The organism is Streptomyces sp. R44, from assembly GCF_041053105.1.
Taxonomy (GTDB): Bacteria; Actinomycetota; Actinomycetes; order Streptomycetales; family Streptomycetaceae; genus Streptomyces.
This window is the reverse complement of the sequence record NZ_CP163444.1, coordinates 5,826,390-5,843,408: the sequence shown is the minus strand read 5'-3', so window position 1 is coordinate 5,843,408 and position 17,019 is coordinate 5,826,390. Positions and strand designations below refer to the sequence as shown.

18 protein-coding genes are annotated in these 17,019 nt (G+C 70.4%); 9 read left to right on the top strand and 9 right to left on the bottom strand.

The features are described from left to right. Positions 1-22: 22 nt before the first annotated feature. A complete protein-coding gene (locus tag AB5J54_RS27375) occupies positions 23-346 on the bottom strand; it encodes an STAS domain-containing protein (protein ID WP_030210572.1) in 324 nt (107 codons plus the stop codon). A gap of 126 nt (positions 347-472) precedes the next feature. After that, entirely contained in the window at positions 473-1,321 is an 849-nt protein-coding gene (locus tag AB5J54_RS27370) for a 3-hydroxyacyl-CoA dehydrogenase family protein (RefSeq protein WP_369146555.1), read from the bottom strand. 230 nt (positions 1,322-1,551) lie between these two features. Here AB5J54_RS27370 and AB5J54_RS27365 point away from each other — a divergent pair, with 230 nt between their 5' ends. The 3 genes from AB5J54_RS27365 to AB5J54_RS27355 are packed head-to-tail and all read left to right on the top strand — an operon-like array spanning position 1,552 to position 4,417. Beyond that, positions 1,552-2,469, top strand: a complete 918-nt coding sequence (locus AB5J54_RS27365; protein ID WP_369146554.1) for a DMT family transporter — start codon at positions 1,552-1,554, stop codon at positions 2,467-2,469. Continuing rightward, positions 2,466-3,230, top strand: a complete 765-nt coding sequence (locus AB5J54_RS27360; RefSeq protein ID WP_369146553.1) for a hypothetical protein — start codon at positions 2,466-2,468, stop codon at positions 3,228-3,230. Before AB5J54_RS27365 ends, AB5J54_RS27360 begins: the two co-directional genes overlap by 4 nt. 35 nt (positions 3,231-3,265) lie before the next feature. Then, on the top strand, positions 3,266-4,417 hold the full coding sequence (locus AB5J54_RS27355; protein ID WP_369146552.1) for a cysteine desulfurase family protein: 1,152 nt from the start codon (positions 3,266-3,268) through the stop codon (positions 4,415-4,417). A gap of 70 nt (positions 4,418-4,487) precedes the next feature. Here the strand turns inward: AB5J54_RS27355 and AB5J54_RS27350 are convergent, their stop codons facing one another. Further along, positions 4,488-5,126: a TetR/AcrR family transcriptional regulator gene (locus AB5J54_RS27350; protein ID WP_369146551.1), complete on the bottom strand. Its 639-nt coding sequence runs from the start codon at positions 5,124-5,126 to the stop codon at positions 4,488-4,490. 98 nt (positions 5,127-5,224) lie between these two features. Between AB5J54_RS27350 and AB5J54_RS27345 the strand changes: the two genes are divergently transcribed. The 3 genes from AB5J54_RS27345 to AB5J54_RS27335 are packed head-to-tail and all read left to right on the top strand — an operon-like array spanning position 5,225 to position 7,344. After that, positions 5,225-5,998 (top strand): ABC transporter ATP-binding protein, encoded by a 774-nt coding sequence (locus AB5J54_RS27345; protein WP_369146550.1) that lies wholly within the window; start codon positions 5,225-5,227, stop codon positions 5,996-5,998. A 10-nt stretch (positions 5,999-6,008) separates the two neighbouring features. Next, positions 6,009-6,758, top strand: a complete 750-nt coding sequence (locus AB5J54_RS27340; protein ID WP_369146549.1) for an ABC transporter permease — start codon at positions 6,009-6,011, stop codon at positions 6,756-6,758. A gap of 13 nt (positions 6,759-6,771) precedes the next feature. After that, positions 6,772-7,344: a cob(I)yrinic acid a,c-diamide adenosyltransferase gene (locus tag AB5J54_RS27335; RefSeq protein WP_369146548.1), complete on the top strand. Its 573-nt coding sequence runs from the start codon at positions 6,772-6,774 to the stop codon at positions 7,342-7,344. On the opposite strand, the gene AB5J54_RS27330 is transcribed toward AB5J54_RS27335, so the two are convergent. Next, positions 7,264-7,884 carry a hypothetical protein gene (locus AB5J54_RS27330; protein WP_369146547.1) on the bottom strand — a complete coding sequence of 207 codons (621 nt, stop codon included), beginning with the start codon at positions 7,882-7,884 and terminating at the stop codon, positions 7,264-7,266. The two genes, AB5J54_RS27335 and AB5J54_RS27330, sit on opposite strands and share 81 nt — an antisense overlap. Before the next feature lie 137 nt (positions 7,885-8,021). Between AB5J54_RS27330 and AB5J54_RS27325 the strand changes: the two genes are divergently transcribed. The 3 genes from AB5J54_RS27325 to AB5J54_RS27315 all read left to right on the top strand — a co-directional run bounded on the left by AB5J54_RS27325 (position 8,022) and on the right by AB5J54_RS27315 (position 11,824). Continuing rightward, complete coding sequence (locus AB5J54_RS27325; RefSeq protein WP_369146546.1) at positions 8,022-9,218, top strand: sensor histidine kinase; 1,197 nt, start codon at positions 8,022-8,024, stop codon at positions 9,216-9,218. Then, on the top strand, positions 9,215-9,853 hold the full coding sequence (locus tag AB5J54_RS27320) for a response regulator (protein ID WP_369146545.1): 639 nt from the start codon (positions 9,215-9,217) through the stop codon (positions 9,851-9,853). The genes AB5J54_RS27325 and AB5J54_RS27320 overlap by 4 nt, the downstream gene beginning before the upstream one ends. 210 nt (positions 9,854-10,063) lie before the next feature. Beyond that, positions 10,064-11,824 carry a glycosyl hydrolase family 18 protein gene (locus AB5J54_RS27315; protein WP_369149469.1) on the top strand — a complete coding sequence of 587 codons (1,761 nt, stop codon included), beginning with the start codon at positions 10,064-10,066 and terminating at the stop codon, positions 11,822-11,824. A 61-nt stretch (positions 11,825-11,885) separates the two neighbouring features. On the opposite strand, the gene AB5J54_RS27310 is transcribed toward AB5J54_RS27315, so the two are convergent. The 5 genes from AB5J54_RS27310 to atpA form a co-directional block, all read right to left on the bottom strand. Then, positions 11,886-12,332: a DUF2550 domain-containing protein gene (locus AB5J54_RS27310; RefSeq protein ID WP_369146544.1), complete on the bottom strand. Its 447-nt coding sequence runs from the start codon at positions 12,330-12,332 to the stop codon at positions 11,886-11,888. 146 nt (positions 12,333-12,478) lie between these two features. Beyond that, positions 12,479-12,853 (bottom strand): F0F1 ATP synthase subunit epsilon, encoded by a 375-nt coding sequence (locus AB5J54_RS27305; protein WP_189799849.1) that lies wholly within the window; start codon positions 12,851-12,853, stop codon positions 12,479-12,481. A 113-nt stretch (positions 12,854-12,966) separates the two neighbouring features. Beyond that, positions 12,967-14,409: a F0F1 ATP synthase subunit beta gene (gene atpD, locus AB5J54_RS27300; protein WP_365220406.1), complete on the bottom strand. Its 1,443-nt coding sequence runs from the start codon at positions 14,407-14,409 to the stop codon at positions 12,967-12,969. Continuing rightward, positions 14,409-15,326 carry a F0F1 ATP synthase subunit gamma gene (locus AB5J54_RS27295; protein ID WP_369146543.1) on the bottom strand — a complete coding sequence of 306 codons (918 nt, stop codon included), beginning with the start codon at positions 15,324-15,326 and terminating at the stop codon, positions 14,409-14,411. The genes atpD and AB5J54_RS27295 overlap by 1 nt, the downstream gene beginning before the upstream one ends. A gap of 20 nt (positions 15,327-15,346) precedes the next feature. Continuing rightward, positions 15,347-16,945, bottom strand: a complete 1,599-nt coding sequence (gene atpA / locus AB5J54_RS27290) for a F0F1 ATP synthase subunit alpha (RefSeq protein WP_369146542.1) — start codon at positions 16,943-16,945, stop codon at positions 15,347-15,349. Positions 16,946-17,019: the final 74 nt, after the last annotated feature.

The window sequence follows — 17,019 nt, the reverse complement described above, 5'->3', positions numbered from 1 at the left end:
CACCTGGCGGGCACCCCGGGGGTCATACCCGGGGCAGCGACTCCAGGGCGAGGCCGCCCTCGATGGCGAGGATGCGGTGCAGCCGGGTGGCGACGAGGAGCCGCTGCATCTGCGGCGGCACCCCGCGCAGGACGAGGCGCCGGCCGCACCGGCCGGCCCTGCGGTGGGCGCCCATGATGACGCCGAGTCCTGTCGCGTCCCAGGAGTCGAGGCCGGTCAGGTCGAGCACCAGGTCGCCGACTCCGTCGTCGACGGCCGAGTGCAGGACCGTACGGGCGTCCGCCGCGCTGCGGACGTCGAGGCGGCCCCCGACGACCAGCTCGACGTGGTCGCCCCTGATGTGCATATGCGCTCCCCGAGAGTGCTCCGTCTTCGCAACAACTGACTGCCGCACCGGCAGATACGTTGCGCCTTGTCAGCGAACCGATACCGAAATTCACCCCACGGAGTGAGGCGGGGTGGCGGGCGCGGCTCAGTACTTGTAGAAGCCCTGCCCGCTCTTGCGGCCGATGTCACCCGCGTCCACCATCCGGCGCATCAGCTCCGGCGGCGCGAACTTCTCGTCCTGGGACTCGGTGTAGATGTTGTTGGCCGCGTTCACCAGGATGTCGATGCCGGTGAGGTCGGCGGTGGCGAGCGGGCCCATGGCGTGCCCGAAGCCGAGCTTGCAGGCGATGTCGATGTCCTCGGCGGTGGCGACGCCCGACTCGTGGAGCTTGGCGGCCTCGACGACGAGGGCCGAGATGAGGCGGGTGGTGACGAAGCCGGCGACGTCGCGGTTGACGACGATGCAGGTCTTGCCGACGGACTCGGCGAAGGCGCGGGCGGTGGCGAGGGTCTCGTCGCTCGTCTTGTAGCCGCGGACCAGCTCGACGAGCTGCATCATCGGCACGGGCGAGAAGAAGTGGACGCCGACGACGGCCTCGGGCCGCTCGGTCACCGCGGCGATCTTGGTGATCGGGATCGCGGAGGTGTTGGAGGCGAGGACCGCGCCGTCCTTGGCGATCTTGTCGAGCGAGCGGAAGATCTCGTGCTTGACGTCGAGGTTCTCGAAGACGGCCTCGACGACGACGTCCGCGTCGGCGACGGCGTCGAGCTCGGTGGTGGCGGTGATCCGGCCGAGCGCGGCCTCGGCGTCCTCGGCGGCGAGCTTGCCCTTGGCGACGAACTTCTCGTACGACGCCTTGATGCCGTCGGTGCCGCGGGTCAGGGCGGCGTCGGTGACGTCACGCAGGACGACGTCCCAGCCCGCCTGTGCCGAGACCTGTGCGATGCCGGATCCCATGAGTCCGGCCCCGATGACGGCAAGCTTCTTGGCCACGATCTTCCACCCCTCCACACCTGTTCACTTCTGCTCTCCGGCGGAGATTAGCGGTCGGGGGGCGCCATGTGACCGCGAAGTAATGCGCGTCACGCCCTCTTTGACGGACGTCACACTCACGACACCCCCTGAAGGCCCCCTGACACCCCATACGATCGCGCCATACCCCTAGGGGGTATAGAGTCTTCGGCATCCGTCCGGCGGCCGACGCCTGGAGAGGAGGTGCCGTCATGCGCCCGCACGCCCTGGGAGCCGCTCCCGCCCCGCTGCTGCTCCTCACCGGCATGGTCAGCCTGCAGTTCGGATCCGCCTTCGCCAAAAGACTGTTCGAGGAGACCGGACCGACGGGCGCGACCCTGCTGCGGCTGCTCATCGCCGCCACCCTGCTCTGTCTGCTGTCCCGGCCCGCGCCACGGCTCCTGCGCACCCACTGGCGACTCCTGCTCCCCTACGGGGCCGTCTTCACCGTCATGCAGTTCGCCTTCTACGAGGCCACCTCCCGGCTGCCGCTCGGTGTCGTGGTGACCCTGGAGTTCAGCGGGCCGCTGCTGCTCGCCGCGCTCACCTCGCGCCGCGCCGTGGACCGGCTCTGGGTCGCGGTCGCGGCCGCCGGCCTGCTCGTGCTCGGCGGGACGCGGGGCATGGACGATCCGGTCGGCCTCGCCGCGAGCCTGCTCACCGGCGCCGCCCTCACCGGATACATCCTGCTCGGCGCCCGGGTGGGCCGCGCGGTCCCGGGCCGTTCCGGCCTGGCCCTCGGCCTGACGATCGCCGCCGTCCTCGCCCTGCCCACCGCCCCCGCGCTCGGCCTGCCCTCCCTCGACGTCCTCCTGCGGCCGGGGGTGCTCGGGGCCGCGCTCGCGGTCGCGGTCCTGACGACGGTCATCCCCTTCTCGCTGGAGTTCGCCGCCCTGCGCCGGATGCCGCCCCGGGTCTTCGCCGTGCTGTCCACGGTGGAGCCGGTCATCGCGGCCCTGGTGGGCCTCGTCCTGCTCGGCGAGCACCTCTCCCCCGCCCAGTGGGCCGCCGTGCTCTGCGTGGTGACGGCGGCCGTCGGCACGGCCGTGCCCTCCTCGGCCGCCCCGCCCGGCACACCCCCCGCGTCATCCGACCGATCCCCGTCCCGGAAGAACGGAGTGCACCGTTGAACACCCTCGCCACCCCCCGGACCCGCAGCCTCCCGCCCCGCGTCGAACCCCTCCTGGAGACCGTCGACCTCGGTAGCCGCTCGGCGTTACTGGTCGCGGGCGGCTACTTCGAAACGGCCGCCGGCATCGGGGAGTTCTCCCTGAGCTCCTTCGCCCTGGCCCAGGAGACCGGCGCCGCCGCCCGCCGATTGCACCGCGGCAACAAGGTGGTCTACGACGTCATCGTCAACGACCTCGGCATGTCCTGTTCCGACGAGGTCTGTACGCTGCCGGCCGCCCCCTCCGCGCCGGCCGACGTCTCCCCGCTCACCGCCGTCGCGGCCGACGCCGGGACCTCCTTCACCGTCACCCGCGAGCGCACCCTGCGCAATCGCGCCGCCCGCGCCATGAAGCGCCGGCTGCGCGAACCGGCGGAACATCCGCTGTTCGTCCTGGAGGGCGACGAGATCCTCTTCCGCTCCCGCCGGTACGCGAAGGTGCTCGCCGGCACCGTCAAGGACGACCACGTCGTCCCGCGCTGCCCGCTCATCGTCGCCGAGTACTTCGCCCGCTACTTCGCCCGGCTGCGGGCCGCCTTCCCGGACTGCGCCCGCCGCCACGTCGTCGACATCAACTCGCTCGCCGACCGGGACAAGGTGACCAAGGGCGCCGAGATCTACCTCCGCACCCAGGCGGACGCCGACGAGGAGATCGTCCTCGTCTTCGCGGACGCGGCCTGCGCCGATCCGATCGCCCTGCCCTACACCGCGTACGACTTCTGACGGACCTCGGACAGTCTTCTGACGGGAGTACAGGTATGGCCACGATCTATCTCGACCACCAGGCGACCACCCCGGCGGACCCCGCGGTCGTCGAGGCGATGAGCTTCGCCGCCACCCACTGCTTCGCCAATCCCTCCAGCCCGCACGCGGCCGGCATCCGCGCCTTCCGCGAGGTGGAGCGGGCGCGCGGGGCCGTCGCCCGGCTGATCGGGGCGGCGCGCAGCGAGATCTACTTCACGTCCGGTGCGACCGAGGGCAACAACCTCGCCGTCAAGGGGGTCGTCACGCCCGGCGAGCGCCGCCATGTGGTGACGACGGCCGTGGAGCACAAGTCCGTACTGGACAGCTGCCGTTCGCTGCGGGCGGCCGGACACGAGGTGACCGTGCTGCCCGTGGACCGCCAGGGCCGCGTCTCGGCGGACCGGGTCGCGGCGGCGCTGCGGCCGGACACCGCGCTGGTCTCGGTGATGCTGGCGAACAACGAGCTCTCCACCATCCAGCCGGTGGCGGAGATCGGCGCGGTCACGCGTGCGGCCGGGGTGCCGCTGCACTGCGACGCCACGCAGGGCGTGGGCTCGTTGCCCGTCGACGTCCGGGCGCTCGGGGTGGACCTGCTCACCTTCTCCGGGCACAAGATCTACGGCCCGAAGGGCATCGGCGTGCTGTACGTGTCCAACGGCCTGTCGGACCGGGCCCCGCTCGCACCGCTGCTGCACGGCGGCGGTCAGGAGCGCGGGCTGCGGGCGGGCACGGTCAACACGGCCGCCGTCATCGGTCTGGGCGCGGCCGTCGGCGTCCTCGCGACGGGCCGGGCGGAGGAGGCGGTGCGGCTCGCCGGGCTCCGGGAGCGGTTCCTGGCGACGCTCGCCGAGCTCGTGCCGTACACGCTGAACAGCGGTACGGGTCCGGGATTCCTGCCGCACGCGGTGAACCTGTCCTTCGAGGGCACGGACGCCCAGCAGCTGCTCCTGGAGGTCACGGACATCGCCGTGTCGACCGGGTCGGCGTGCAACAGCTCGGCGCAGGAGCCCTCGCACGTCCTGACGGCGGCCGGTCTGGCGCCGGAGCGGATCCGGGGCAGCATCCGGGTGGGCTTCGGGCGCTTCACCACGGAGGAGGACGCGGTCCGCGCGGCCCGCGCGCTGGCGGCGGGCGTCTCGGGCCCGGCGGCGCGAGCGGCCGCCTGACGGCTTGAGGTCGCGGTGCGCGAACGGGCTCAGCCGCCCGACACCCTGAGGTCGCGGTGCGCGAACGGGCTCAGCCTTCGCGCACCGCGTACGTCAGGACCTTCTCGCCGAGCAGCTCCTCGATCTCGTCGAGGAGGACGAGGGCCTCGCGGGAGACGGCGGTCGCCTTGCGTCCGGCGGTCATCTCGCCGGTGATGTAGCCGACGACGGCGCTCTCGATCCAGGCGAGCTGGCCGCCGACGAGCAGCGGCAGCGGGTCGTCGGCGGCCGCGCCGGTCTCCTCGCGCAGGGTGGCCACGACGGCCTCCTGGACCTGTTCCCGCAGATGGAAGAGGCGGGCCTTGAGCGTGGGCGCGTGCTCGATGACGTGCATGAAGCGGTCGAAGCCGTCCATGAGTCCGTACGCGGGTGACACGGCCCCGATGTCCTGGCGCAGCTCCCGCAGGACCGCCTGGGCGGCGGACTCGCCCCGGTCGCGGCCCCGGATCATCCGGGCGAGGCGCTGGGTGACGCCGTCCATCCGGTCGAGGAAGAGGTCCTCCTTCGCCGGGAAGTAGTTGTAGACGGTGTTGACGGAGACGTCCGCCGCCTCGGCGACGTCCGCGACGGTCACGGCGACGAAGCCGTGCTCCAGGAAGAGCCCGGTCGCGATGTCCGAGATCCGCTGCTTCGTCTCGCGCTTCTTGCGTTCCCTGAGTCCCTCGGCCATGGACCCATCCTAGGCAATCCTAGGCTCCCTGAAACTTCGGTGCCTCTGAATTTTTGGTGACGTTGCAAAATTTCAGTGACTCTGTTTTTGTGGTCGTCATGCCCATCATCAGCACGTCCGGGCTCGCCCGGACCTTCTCGACCAGGAACGGCCCCGTGGAGGCCGTCCGAGGGATCGACCTCACCGTCAGGCCCGGCGAGATCCTCGGACTCCTCGGCCCCAACGGCGCCGGCAAGACCACCACCCTCCGGATGCTCACGACGCTCCTCCCGCCCACCGGCGGCGCGGCCACCGTCGCCGGCCACGACCTCGTCGGCGACCCCGCCGCCGTGCGCCGCCGCATCGGGTACGTCGCCCAGTCCGGCGGCCTCGACCCCCAGGAGACCGTCCGCTCCGAGCTCGTCACACAGGGCAGGCTCTACGGCCTGGACCGCACGACCGCGACGGCCCGCGCCGAGGAGCTCGCCGCCGACCTCGGCCTCACCGAGCTCCTCGACCGCAGGACCCCGGCGCTCTCCGGCGGCCAGCGCCGCAGGCTCGACCTCGCGATGGGGCTCACCCACCGCCCGGAGGTCCTCTTCCTCGACGAGCCGACGACCGGCCTCGACCCCGGCAGCCGCGCCGACCTGTGGGCCCTGGTGCGACGGCTGTGCGACGAGCACGGCACCACCGTCGTCCTCACCACGCACTACCTCGACGAGGCCGACGCGCTCGCCGAACGCCTCGTGATCGTGGACAAGGGCACGGTCGTCGCCGAGGACACCCCGGCCGGCCTCAAGGCCGCGCACCGCGCGAGCACCCTCCAGGAGGCCTTCCTCGCGGTCACCGGCCGCGCCCCGGCGCCCGTCGACACCACCCCCGTAGCGGTCTAGGAGACCCGTGATGCTGTTCCGCGACACCGCGCTGCTCTTCGGGCGCTACGCCCGACAGACCCTGCGCTCCCCCTTCCAGATCTTCTTCGGCGCCCTGATGCCGCTGCTCTACCTGCTCTTCTTCGGGCCGCTGCTCACCGGCCTCCCGCTGGGCCGCGAAGGCGACTCCTGGCAGATCCTCGTCCCCGGCCTGCTGCTCCAGCTCGGCCTCTTCGGCGCCTCGTTCGCCGGCTTCTCGATCATCATGGAGAAGAACTGGGGCGTGTTCGACCGGATGCGGGTCACCCCGATCAGCCGCCTCGCCCTGCTCCTCGGCCGGGTCCTGCGGGACGCCGCGCTCTTCGTCCTCCAGGCCGTCCTGCTCGTCCTGGTGGCGATCCCCATGGGCCTGCGGGCCCCCGTCGCCGGGATCCTCGTCGGCTTCGCCTTCGTCGCCCTGCTCTCCGCAGCCCTCGCCTCCCTCTCGTACGCGCTCGCCCTGAAGCTGCGCACCCCGCAGGAGTTCGGACCCGCGATCAACACGCTCGCGATGCCGGCGATGCTGCTCTCCGGCCTGATGCTGCCGATGGCCCTCGCCCCCGGCTGGCTCGACGTGGTCTCGCACCTCATGCCGTTCCGCTATCTGGTGGACGCGGTCCGGGAGGCGTACATCGGCCACTACACGACGCCGGCGATGCTGTACGGGGTGCTCGTCGCCCTCGGACTCACGGCGCTCGCCGTGACGGTCGGCACACGCACGTTCCGGAGCGCCGGTGCGTAACTAGGCTGGACCCATGGTCAATCTGACGCGTATCTACACCCGTACCGGCGACAAGGGCACCACGGCGCTCGGCGACATGAGCCGGACCGCCAAGACGGATCTGCGGATCTCGGCCTACGCCGATGCCAACGAGGCCAACGCCGCCATCGGGACGGCCATCGCCCTCGGGCAGCTGGACGAGGAGCTCGTGAAGGTCCTCGTCCGGATCCAGAACGACCTCTTCGACGTGGGCGCGGACCTGTGCACGCCGGTGGTGGAGAACCCCGAGTACCCGCCGCTGCGCGTCGAGCAGAGCTACGTCGACAAGCTGGAGGCCGACTGCGACCGCTTCCTGGAGCGGCTCGACAAGCTGCGCTCCTTCATCCTTCCGGGCGGCACGCCCGGTGCGGCCCTGCTGCACCAGGCGTGCACGGTGGTCCGGCGGGCGGAGCGCTCCACCTGGGCGGCCCTGGAGGTGCACGGCGAGACGATGAACGCCCTGACCGCCACCTACCTCAACCGGCTGTCAGACCTGCTCTTCATTCTTGCCCGCACCGCGAACAAGGAGGTCGGGGACGTGCTCTGGGTCCCCGGAGGCGACCGCTGAACCGGCCCCCGGGTCCTTCTTCTGCCAGACGAGGTAGCTGAGCGCGATCAGACCGTGGATGGCGACGGCCCGCCACGCGGCGTACATCCAGCTCCACAGGCTGTCGGTGTTCCCGTCCCCGCCGACGTACCGGACGGCGAGGAGCAGCAGGGCCGTGGCGACCGCCGCGCCGACCAGCGTGCCCACCCAGATCGCGCCCTCGTGGCGGGCGCGCGCCATCCCGTACCTCGGCGGCTTCGGGGGCGGCGGGCCGCCGCCGAGGCGGTGGGCGGCGTGGCCGTCGAGCCACTTCACGGTGCGGTGGCCGTGTCCGACGGTGTAGCCGATGTAGAGCGCGGCGAGGCCGTGCTCCCAGCTGGGGTCGGCACCGTTCTTGAGGTCGATCGCGGTGGCGACGAGGAGCACGACCTCCAGGACCGGCTCGCACAGCAGCAGCGCCAGGCCCGCGCGGGGCATCTTCAGGAGGTAGCGGGTGGCGAGGCCGGCGGCCAGCAGGACCCAGAAGCCCACCTCGCAGAGCACGATCAGCGTGACGATCACGGCGGTTCCCCTTTCGGTACCCCTTCAGCGTCCCGTGGCACCGGGCCCGGTTCGTCGTCGCCGGTGAGGAACCGCGTCTACATCCTTCGACGGAGGGACGGATCGGCCCGGGCGAGGAGGTCCCGGCCCGGTGCGGCATGTTGGATGAGTACGTGACACTCCCCCGCCCGCACCGCATGGACCTGTTCATCGCCGCCACCGGTCTCGTCGGCGGCCTGATCCTGTGGTGGTTCGGGCTGTACGTGACGGGCGACCACGTCTTCGGGCAGCGCTGGGCGACACTGATCCCGCTGACCGTGATGGCCGGGTCGGAGGCCGTGCGCCGCGCCGCCCCCCAGACCGCTCTGATCGTCGGCACCCTCGCGATCGTCGCCGACCAGTTCACCAACGGGAGCCTGGCGACGGTCCTGATGTTCACGGACGTGGTCTACGCGGCCGTCGTCTACGGCACGCCCGCGTCCGCACGCCGCATCCCGTACACGACGGGCCTGATCACGGTCGCGGTGACAGCGGTCTTCCTGATCTGGTGGCAGAACGCGATCGCGCTCCTCGTCGGCGTGCTCACCGGAATGATCTCCTTCCTCCCCGCGATCACGGGCGCGATCGTCCGCAATCACCGCGAGGCGGCGGACGCCGCCCGGCTGCGGGCCGAACAGACCGCGCTGCTCGCCGAGATGGACCGGGCGCAGGCGGTGGTGGCCGAGCGGGCGCGGATGGCGCGCGAGCTGCACGACATGGTGGCGAACCACCTGTCGGCGATCGCGATCCACTCCACGGCGGCGCTCTCCCTCGACGAACCGGCCACCACCCGGCAGGCGCTGACGGTCATCCGGGAGAACAGCGTGGCGGGCCTCTCCGAGATGCGGCGGCTCATCGGGCTGCTCCGGGACAGCGGCGGGGACGCGGAACCGGGGGCGGTGCCGACCCTCGACGCGCTGGACGGCCTGCTCGCCCGGGCCCGTACGAACGGTTCGTCCGGCGGCCTGGAGTTCGTCCTGGAGGACACCCGGCCCGCGGACGGAGCCGCCCTGCCGGCGCCGGTGGAGCTCGCCGCGTACAGGATCGTGCAGGAGTCCCTGACCAACGCGGTGAAGCACGCCTCCCCCGGTACGGTCACCGTACGGGTCGGCCGCGGCGACGGGCTCCTGACCGTGGCCGTCGACTCGCCGTGCGGGAGGCGGCCGGGGCCTTCGGCGCCCGGGACGGGTTCGGGTCTGGTGGGGATGCGGGAGCGCGCGGAGCTGCTCGGCGGGGAGTTCCGGGCGGCGGCCGCGGGAGCGGTCTGGCAGGTGCGGGCCGTGCTGCCCGCGGACGAGAAGGCGGGGAACGCATGACGATCCGGGTGGTCGTGGCCGAGGACCAGTCGGCGGTACGGGCGGGGCTCGTGCTGATCCTGGGCAGCGCGCCGGACATCGAGGTGGTCGGCGAGGCGGCGGACGGCGAGCGGGCGGTGGAGCTGGCGCGCGAACTGCGCCCGGACCTGGTCCTGATGGATGTGCAGATGCCCCGGATGGACGGGGTGACGGCGACCCGTCAGGTGGTGTCGGAGGGGCTCGCCGACGTGCTCGTCCTGACGACCTTCGACCTCGACGAATACGTCTTCGGGGCGCTGCGGGCCGGGGCCGCCGGCTTCCTGCTGAAGGACACGGAGGCGAAGGACCTGATCACGGCGGTGCGGACGGTGGGGCGCGGCGAGGGCCTGATCGCCCCGGCGGTGACGCGGCGGCTGATCGCGGAGTTCGCGGCCCCGAGCCGTCCGGTGGCGGACTCCTCCGTACTGGACGTGCTGACGCCCCGTGAGCGGGAGGTGCTGTCGGCGCTCGGCCTGGGTCTTTCGAACGCGGAGATCGCGGTCCGTCTGGACATGGCGGAGGCGACGGTGAAGACGCATGTCAGCAAGGTGCTCGGCAAGCTGGAGCTGCGGGGCCGCGTCCAAGCCGCCGTCCTGGCACAGGAGTTGGGGGTTTAGAAGAACTTTGCCGACGCTGGTCTGGACCTCTTGACGATTGGTCCAGACCTTCCTACGCTCGCGGGGCGCGCGCATCTTCACGGACCACCCCCACCTTGTCCGTCCGCAACTTGAGGAGCACCGTTGAGCACTCAAGCACCGACGCGCAGAGCAGGGTTCAGACACCGGACCGCCGCCGGACTGACCGCCCTGATCCTGCCGCTGGCCGCCATGGTCGGCCTCGCCTCCCCCGCCGAAGCGGCCGCCTCGGCCACCGCGACCTACACCAAGACCCAGGACTGGGGCACCGGCTTCGGCGCCAACTGGACCATCAAGAACACCGGCACCACCACCATCAGCTCCTGGACCGTCGAGTGGGACTACCCCTCCGGCACCGCCGTCACCTCCGCCTGGGACGCCACGGTCACCAGCTCCGGCACCCACTGGACCGCCAAGAACGTCGGCTGGAACGGCACCCTCGCCCCCGGCGCCTCCGTCTCCTTCGGTTACAACGGCACCGGCTCCGGCGCACCCAGCGACTGTAAGATCAACGGCGCTCCCTGCGACGGCACCACCCAGCCGGGCGACAACCCGCCCTCGGCCCCCGGCACCCCGGTCGCCTCGGCCATCACCGACACCTCGGCGAAGCTCACCTGGACCGCGGCCACCGACGACAAGGGCGTCAAGAACTACGACGTGCTGCGCGACGGCGCCAAGGTGACCACCACCACCGGCCTCACCTTCACCGACAGCGGCCTCACCGCGGGCACCGACTACTCGTACACCGTCGTCGCCCGCGACACCATCGACCAGACCGGCCCCGCGGCGGGACCGGTCGCCGTCCACACCACCGGCGGAGGCGGCGGCCAGCCCCTCCCGAACGCCGTGAAGATGGGCTACTTCACCAACTGGGGCGTCTACGGCCGCAACTACCACGTGAAGAACATCGTGACCTCGGGCTCCGCGTCCAAGATCACCCACATCAACTACGCCTTCGGCAACGTGACCGGCGGCAAGTGCACCATCGGCGACTCCTACGCCGACTACGACAAGGCCTACACCGCCGACCAGTCCGTCGACGGCGTCGCCGACACCTGGGACCAGCCGCTGCGCGGCAACTTCAACCAGCTCCGCAAGCTGAAGAAGGCCTACCCGAACATCAAGATCCTGTGGTCCTTCGGCGGCTGGACCTGGTCCGGCGGCTTCGGCCAGGCCGTGCAGAACCCGGCCGCCTTCGCCCAGTCCTGCTACGACCTGGTCGAGGACCCGCGCTGGGCCGACGTCTTCGACGGCATCGACCTGGACTGGGAGTACCCCAACGCCTGCGGTCTGTCCTGCGACACCAGCGGCGCGGCCTCCTTCAAGAACATGATGCAGGCCATGCGCGCCAAGTTCGGCGCCAACGCCCTGGTCACCGCGGCCGTCACGGCGGACGCCTCCGCCGGCGGCAAGATCGACGCCGCCGACTACGCGGGCGCCGCGCAGTACATGAACTGGTTCAACGTCATGACGTACGACTTCTTCGGCGCCTGGGCGGCACAGGGCCCGACGGCCCCGCACTCCCCGCTCACCTCGTACGCCGGCATCCCGCAGGCGGGCTTCAACTCCGCCGAGGCGATCGCCAAGTTCAAGGCGAAGGGCGTCCCCGCCAACAAGCTGCTGCTCGGCATCGGCTTCTACGGCCGCGGCTGGACCGGCGTCACCCAGTCCGCCCCCGGCGGCACGGCGACCGGCCCCGCGCAGGGCACGTACGAGCAGGGCATCGAGGACTACAAGGTCCTCAGGAACTCCTGCCCGGCCAACGGCACCGTCGCGGGCACCGCGTACGCCCACTGCGGCACCAACTGGTGGAGCTACGACACCCCCGCCACCGTGAACTCGAAGATGAGCTGGGCCAAGAACCAGGGCCTCGGCGGAGCGTTCTTCTGGGAGTTCAGCGGTGACACCGGCAACGGCGAGCTGGTCGGCGCGATCAGCACCGGCCTGAACTAGCGAGAACGAGAAGCGGGGACGGCGCAGCACGCCGTCCCCGCTTCTTCATGTCCCGGAAAACCTACGCGACATTCACCCTCTGGCCCGGAGGCGCCGCCTCCAGCCAGGCCATGAAACCCGTCCGGGCGTCCTCGCTCATCGCGAGCTCCAGGCGGACGCCCTCGTACATACAGGGCTGGATCACGGCGTCGGAGAGCAGCGCGAGCTCCTCCTCGCCCTCCGGCATCCGGCGCTCCAGGGCCACGATGGACGAGCGCTCCAGGACCCGGCGCGGGCGGGGCGCGTACGAGAAGACGCGGAACCAGGCGATCTCGTCACCGCTGTAGCGGGCGACGCCGTACACCCAGCCCTTGCCGGTCGGATCCGGCTCGTCGGGGATGTTCCAGCGCAGCGAACAGTCGAAGGTGCCGCCGGCGCGCTGGATCAGTCTCCGGCGCAAGCCGAAGACGAAGAGCCCGATCACCACCAGTGCGACGACCAGGCCGCACACGAGCAGAGCGAGGAACATCTTCACCGACCTCCTCGCTGCGTCCCGTAGCCGGCACCGCCGGCAGAACCGAATACAACCTGCATCTGCATCGCCTCAGCCGCGACACGCTCCGGAGTATTCCGGACCGTGCCGCGGCTGAGGGCACTACTACTCGGCGCGGACCGTCAGCGGACGGACACCGCGCGCAGCCGGACCTCGGCGCGCCGCTCGGCGGCGGCGTCGGAGTCCGTCTTCGCACGCTCCAGCGCGCGCTCGGCGCGCTGGGCGTCGATCTCGTCCGCCAGCTCGCAGATCTCCGCGAGCAGAGACAGCTTGTCGTCGGCGAACGAGATGAATCCGCCGTGGACGGCGGCGACGACGGTCGCGCCCTCGCTCGTACGGATGGTCACCGGGCCCGACTCCAGCACACCGAGCAGCGGCTGGTGGCCGGGCATGACGCCGATGTCGCCGGAGGTGGTACGCGCGATGACCAGGGTGGCCTCGCCGGACCAGACACTCCGGTCCGCGGCGACCAGCTCGACGTGCAGCTCAGCAGCCAAGGGTGGCTCCTCGGGTCACCACCCGGCGGTCGTGCCGGGTGTTGGGGTCAATTCTAGGGGGCGTGGAGAGGGGGACGGGACAGGGTCCCGCCCCCCTCGGGCGAGCACGAGGCTCAGGAGACGCCGAGCTCCTTGGCGTTGTTCTTGAGGTCCTCAAGGCCACCGCACATGAAGAACGCCTGCTCCGGGAAGTGGTCGAACTCACCGTCGCAGATCGCGTTGAACGCGGCGATCGACTCGTCGAGCGGAACGTCCGAACCGTCCACACCGGTGAACTGCTTCGCCGCGTGGGTGTTCTGGGACAGGAAGCGCTCGACACGACGCGCGCGGTGCACGACGAGCTTGTCTTCCTCGCTGAGCTCGTCGATACCGAGGATCGCGATGATGTCCTGGAGGTCCTTGTACTTCTGCAGGATCCCCTTGACGCGCGTGGCGGCGTCGTAGTGGTCCTGCGCGATGTAGCGCGGGTCCAGGATCCGGGACGTGGAGTCCAGCGGGTCCACGGCCGGGTAGATGCCCTTCTCGGAGATCGGACGGGAGAGAACCGTCGTCGCGTCGAGGTGGGCGAAGGTGGTCGCCGGCGCCGGGTCCGTGAGGTCGTCGGCGGGGACGTAGATCGCCTGCATCGAGGTGATCGAGTGACCACGGGTCGAGGTGATGCGCTCCTGGAGGAGACCCATCTCGTCGGCCAGGTTCGGCTGGTAACCCACCGCGGAGGGCATACGGCCGAGCAGGGTCGAGACCTCGGAACCGGCCTGCGTGAAGCGGAAGATGTTGTCGATGAAGAACAGCACGTCCTGCTTCTGCACATCGCGGAAGTACTCCGCCATGGTCAGACCGGCAAGGGCGACGCGAAGACGGGTGCCCGGGGGCTCGTCCATCTGGCCGAAGACCAGCGCGGTCTTGTCCAGAACGCCGGACTCTTCCATTTCCGCGATGAGGTCGTTGCCCTCACGGGTGCGCTCGCCGACGCCGGCGAAGACGGAAACGCCCTCGTGCAGCTTGGCCACACGCATGATCATTTCCTGGATCAGAACGGTCTTGCCGACACCGGCGCCACCGAACAGACCGATCTTTCCACCCTTGACGTACGGGGTGAGAAGGTCGACGACCTTGAGGCCGGTCTCGAACATCTCGGTCTTCGACTCGAGGTCCGCGAACGCCGGGGCCTTGCGGTGGATGGACCAGCGCTCGCCGACCTCGGACTCCGCGGCCGGGTCGTTCAGGATCTGACCCAGCGTGTTGAACACGCGGCCCTTGGTGACGTCGCCGACGGGCACCGTGATGCCGTCGCCGGTGTCGACCACGGGGGCCTGGCGGACCAGACCGTCGGTGGGCTGCATCGAGATGGTGCGGACGATGCCGTCACCCAGGTGCTGCGCGACCTCGAGGGTCAGCGTCTTGAGCGCGCCGTCCTCGGCCGGGTCGGCGACCTGGACGTGCAGGGCGTTGTAGATCTCCGGCATCGCGTCGACGGGGAACTCCACGTCGACGACCGGGCCGATGACCCGGGCGACGCGGCCCGTGGCGGCGGCCGTCTCAACAGTGGTCGTCATTACTTGTCACTCCCCGCGGTCGCGTCGGCCAGGGCTGCGGTGCCACCGACGATCTCGCTGATTTCCTGGGTGATTTCGGCCTGGCGGGCCGCGTTGGCAAGTCGGGAGAGGTTGTTGATCAAGTCTCCCGCGTTGTCGGTCGCCGACTTCATCGCGCGGCGCGTGGCGGCGTGCTTGGAGGCAGCCGACTGCAGCAGCGCGTTGTAGATCCGGCTCTCGACGTAGCGCGGCAGAAGGGCGTCGAGGACGTCCTCCGCCGACGGCTCGAAGTCGTACAGCGGGCGGAGGGTGTCCGGCTCGCCGGCCTCCTTCGCCACCTCGTCGAGGCTGAGGGGCAGCAGCCGGGCCTCGACCGCCGTCTGGGTCATCATCGAGACGAACTCGGTGTAGACGATGTGGAGCTCGTCCACACCACCCTCGGCCGTGTCCTTCTCGATCGCCTCGATCAGCGGTGCCGCGATCTTCTTGGCGTCCGCGTAGGTGGGCTCGTCCGTGAAGCCCGCCCACGTGCCGGCCAGCGCACGCTCACGGAAGTTGAAGTGCGAGACACCACGACGACCGACGACATAGATGTCGACCGTCCGTCCCTCACCCTCCAGCTTCTTGATGAGCTGCTCCGCCGCCTTGATGGCGTTGGAGTTGAAGGCGCCGGCCAGACCGCGGTCGCTCGAGAGGAGCAGGACCGCGGCACGGCTCGGGTTCTCCGCCTCGGTGGTCAGCGGGTGCTTGTCGTTCGCACCCGTGGCCACCGCCGTGACCGCGCGCGTGAGCTCGGTCGCGTACGGAGTCGACGCCTGCACCTTGCGCTGCGCCTTGACGACACGCGAGGCGGCGATCATCTCCATCGCCTTGGTGATCTTCTTCGTCGCGGTGACGGATTTGATGCGACGCTTGTAGACCCGGAGCTGCGCTCCCATGAGTCAGGTCCCTTCCGTCGTCACTTCGAGACGTTGACGGCGGCAGGGGCGTCCGCGCCGAGCAGCTTGCCGTCAGACGTCTCGAACTGCTGCTTGAACTCCGCGATGGCGTCGGCGACGGCCGTGAGGGTGTCGTTCGACATCTTCTTGCCCTCGCGGATGGAGGTCATGAGACCGGAGTGGTTCTGACGCAGGTACGCCAGGAGCTCGGCCTCGAAGCGACGGATGTCGACAACCGGGACGTCGTCCATCTTGCCCGTGGTGCCGGCCCAGACCGAGACGACCTGGTTCTCCGTGGGCATCGGCTGGTACTGAGCCTGCTTGAGCAGCTCGACCATGCGCTGACCACGCTCCAGCTGCGCCTTCGAGGCCGAGTCCAGGTCGGAACCGAAGGCCGCGAAGGCCTCCAGCTCACGGAACTGGGCCAGGTCCACGCGGAGGCGGCCGGCGATCTGCTTCATGGCCGGGTGCTGGGCGGAGCCACCGACTCGGGAGACCGAGATACCGACGTTCAGGGCCGGACGCTGGCCGGCGTTGAACAGGTCGGACTCCAGGAAGCACTGGCCGTCGGTGATGGAGATGACGTTGGTCGGGATGAACGCGGAGACGTCGTTGGCCTTCGTCTCGACGATCGGCAGACCGGTCATCGAACCGGCACCCAGCTCGTCCGAGAGCTTCGCGCAGCGCTCGAGGAGACGGGAGTGCAGGTAGAAGACGTCACCCGGGTAGGCCTCACGGCCCGGCGGGCGGCGCAGCAGCAGGGACACGGCGCGGTAGGCGTCGGCCTGCTTCGAGAGGTCGTCGAAGACGATCAGGACGTGCTTGCCCTGGTACATCCAGTGCTGACCGATGGCGGAACCGGTGTACGGCGCCAGGTACTTGAAGCCGGCCGGGTCGGACGCCGGGGCGGCGACGATCGTCGTGTACTCGAGCGCGCCGGCCTCTTCCAGGGCGCCGCGAACGGACGCGATGGTCGAGCCCTTCTGGCCGACGGCGACGTAGATGCAGCGGACCTGCTTGTTCACGTCGCCCGAGCGCCAGTTGTCGCGCTGGTTGATGATGGTGTCGACACAGAGCGCGGTCTTGCCGGTCTGACGGTCACCGATGATCAGCTGACGCTGACCACGGCCGACCGGCGTCATGGCGTCGACGGCCTTGTAGCCGGTCTCCATCGGCTCGTGCACCGACTTACGGGCCATAACGCCCGGGGCCTGCAGCTCGAGGGCGCGGCGGCCCTCGGTCGCGATCTCGCCGAGACCGTCGATCGGGTTACCGAGCGGGTCGACGACGCGACCCAGGTAGCCCTCACCGACACCTACGGAGAGGACCTCGCCGGTGCGCTGCACCGACTGACCCTCCTCGATGCCGCTGAACTCGCCGAGAACGATCGCACCGATCTCGCGCTCTTCGAGGTTCAGGGCGAGACCGAGGGTCCCGTCCTCGAACTTCAGCAGCTCGTTCGCCATGGCCGAGGGAAGACCCTCGACCTTCGCGATACCGTCACCGGCCAGGCTGACCGTGCCGACCTCCTCGCGCGAGGCCGCGTCCGGCTGGTACGACTGGACGAAGTTCTCCAGTGCGTCCCGGATCTCCTCCGGCCGGATCGTGAGCTCCGCCATCTGGGTTCCCTGCTCTCCTTGTTGGGCCCGAAGTTTCTTAAGGGGTCTGGGGGCCGACCCCCAGGAATCTTCTG

Bases quoted from the DNA above. Each gene is read 5' to 3' on its own strand.
- AB5J54_RS27375 (WP_030210572.1), bottom strand. From the start codon at position 346: ATGCACATCAGGGGCGACCACGTCGAGCTGGTCGTCGGGGGCCGCCTC.
- AB5J54_RS27365 (WP_369146554.1), top strand. From the start codon at position 1,552: ATGCGCCCGCACGCCCTGGGAGCCGCTCCCGCCCCGCTGCTGCTCCTC.
- AB5J54_RS27355 (WP_369146552.1), top strand. From the start codon at position 3,266: ATGGCCACGATCTATCTCGACCACCAGGCGACCACCCCGGCGGACCCC.
- AB5J54_RS27350 (WP_369146551.1), bottom strand. From the start codon at position 5,126: ATGGCCGAGGGACTCAGGGAACGCAAGAAGCGCGAGACGAAGCAGCGG.
- AB5J54_RS27345 (WP_369146550.1), top strand. From the start codon at position 5,225: ATGCCCATCATCAGCACGTCCGGGCTCGCCCGGACCTTCTCGACCAGG.
- AB5J54_RS27340 (WP_369146549.1), top strand. From the start codon at position 6,009: ATGCTGTTCCGCGACACCGCGCTGCTCTTCGGGCGCTACGCCCGACAG.
- AB5J54_RS27335 (WP_369146548.1), top strand. From the start codon at position 6,772: ATGGTCAATCTGACGCGTATCTACACCCGTACCGGCGACAAGGGCACC.
- AB5J54_RS27325 (WP_369146546.1), top strand. From the start codon at position 8,022: ATGTTGGATGAGTACGTGACACTCCCCCGCCCGCACCGCATGGACCTG.
- AB5J54_RS27320 (WP_369146545.1), top strand. From the start codon at position 9,215: ATGACGATCCGGGTGGTCGTGGCCGAGGACCAGTCGGCGGTACGGGCG.
- AB5J54_RS27315 (WP_369149469.1), top strand. From the start codon at position 10,064: ATGGTCGGCCTCGCCTCCCCCGCCGAAGCGGCCGCCTCGGCCACCGCG.
- AB5J54_RS27310 (WP_369146544.1), bottom strand. From the start codon at position 12,332: ATGTTCCTCGCTCTGCTCGTGTGCGGCCTGGTCGTCGCACTGGTGGTG.
- atpD (WP_365220406.1), bottom strand. From the start codon at position 14,409: ATGACGACCACTGTTGAGACGGCCGCCGCCACGGGCCGCGTCGCCCGG.
- AB5J54_RS27295 (WP_369146543.1), bottom strand. From the start codon at position 15,326: ATGGGAGCGCAGCTCCGGGTCTACAAGCGTCGCATCAAATCCGTCACC.
- atpA (WP_369146542.1), bottom strand. From the start codon at position 16,945: ATGGCGGAGCTCACGATCCGGCCGGAGGAGATCCGGGACGCACTGGAG.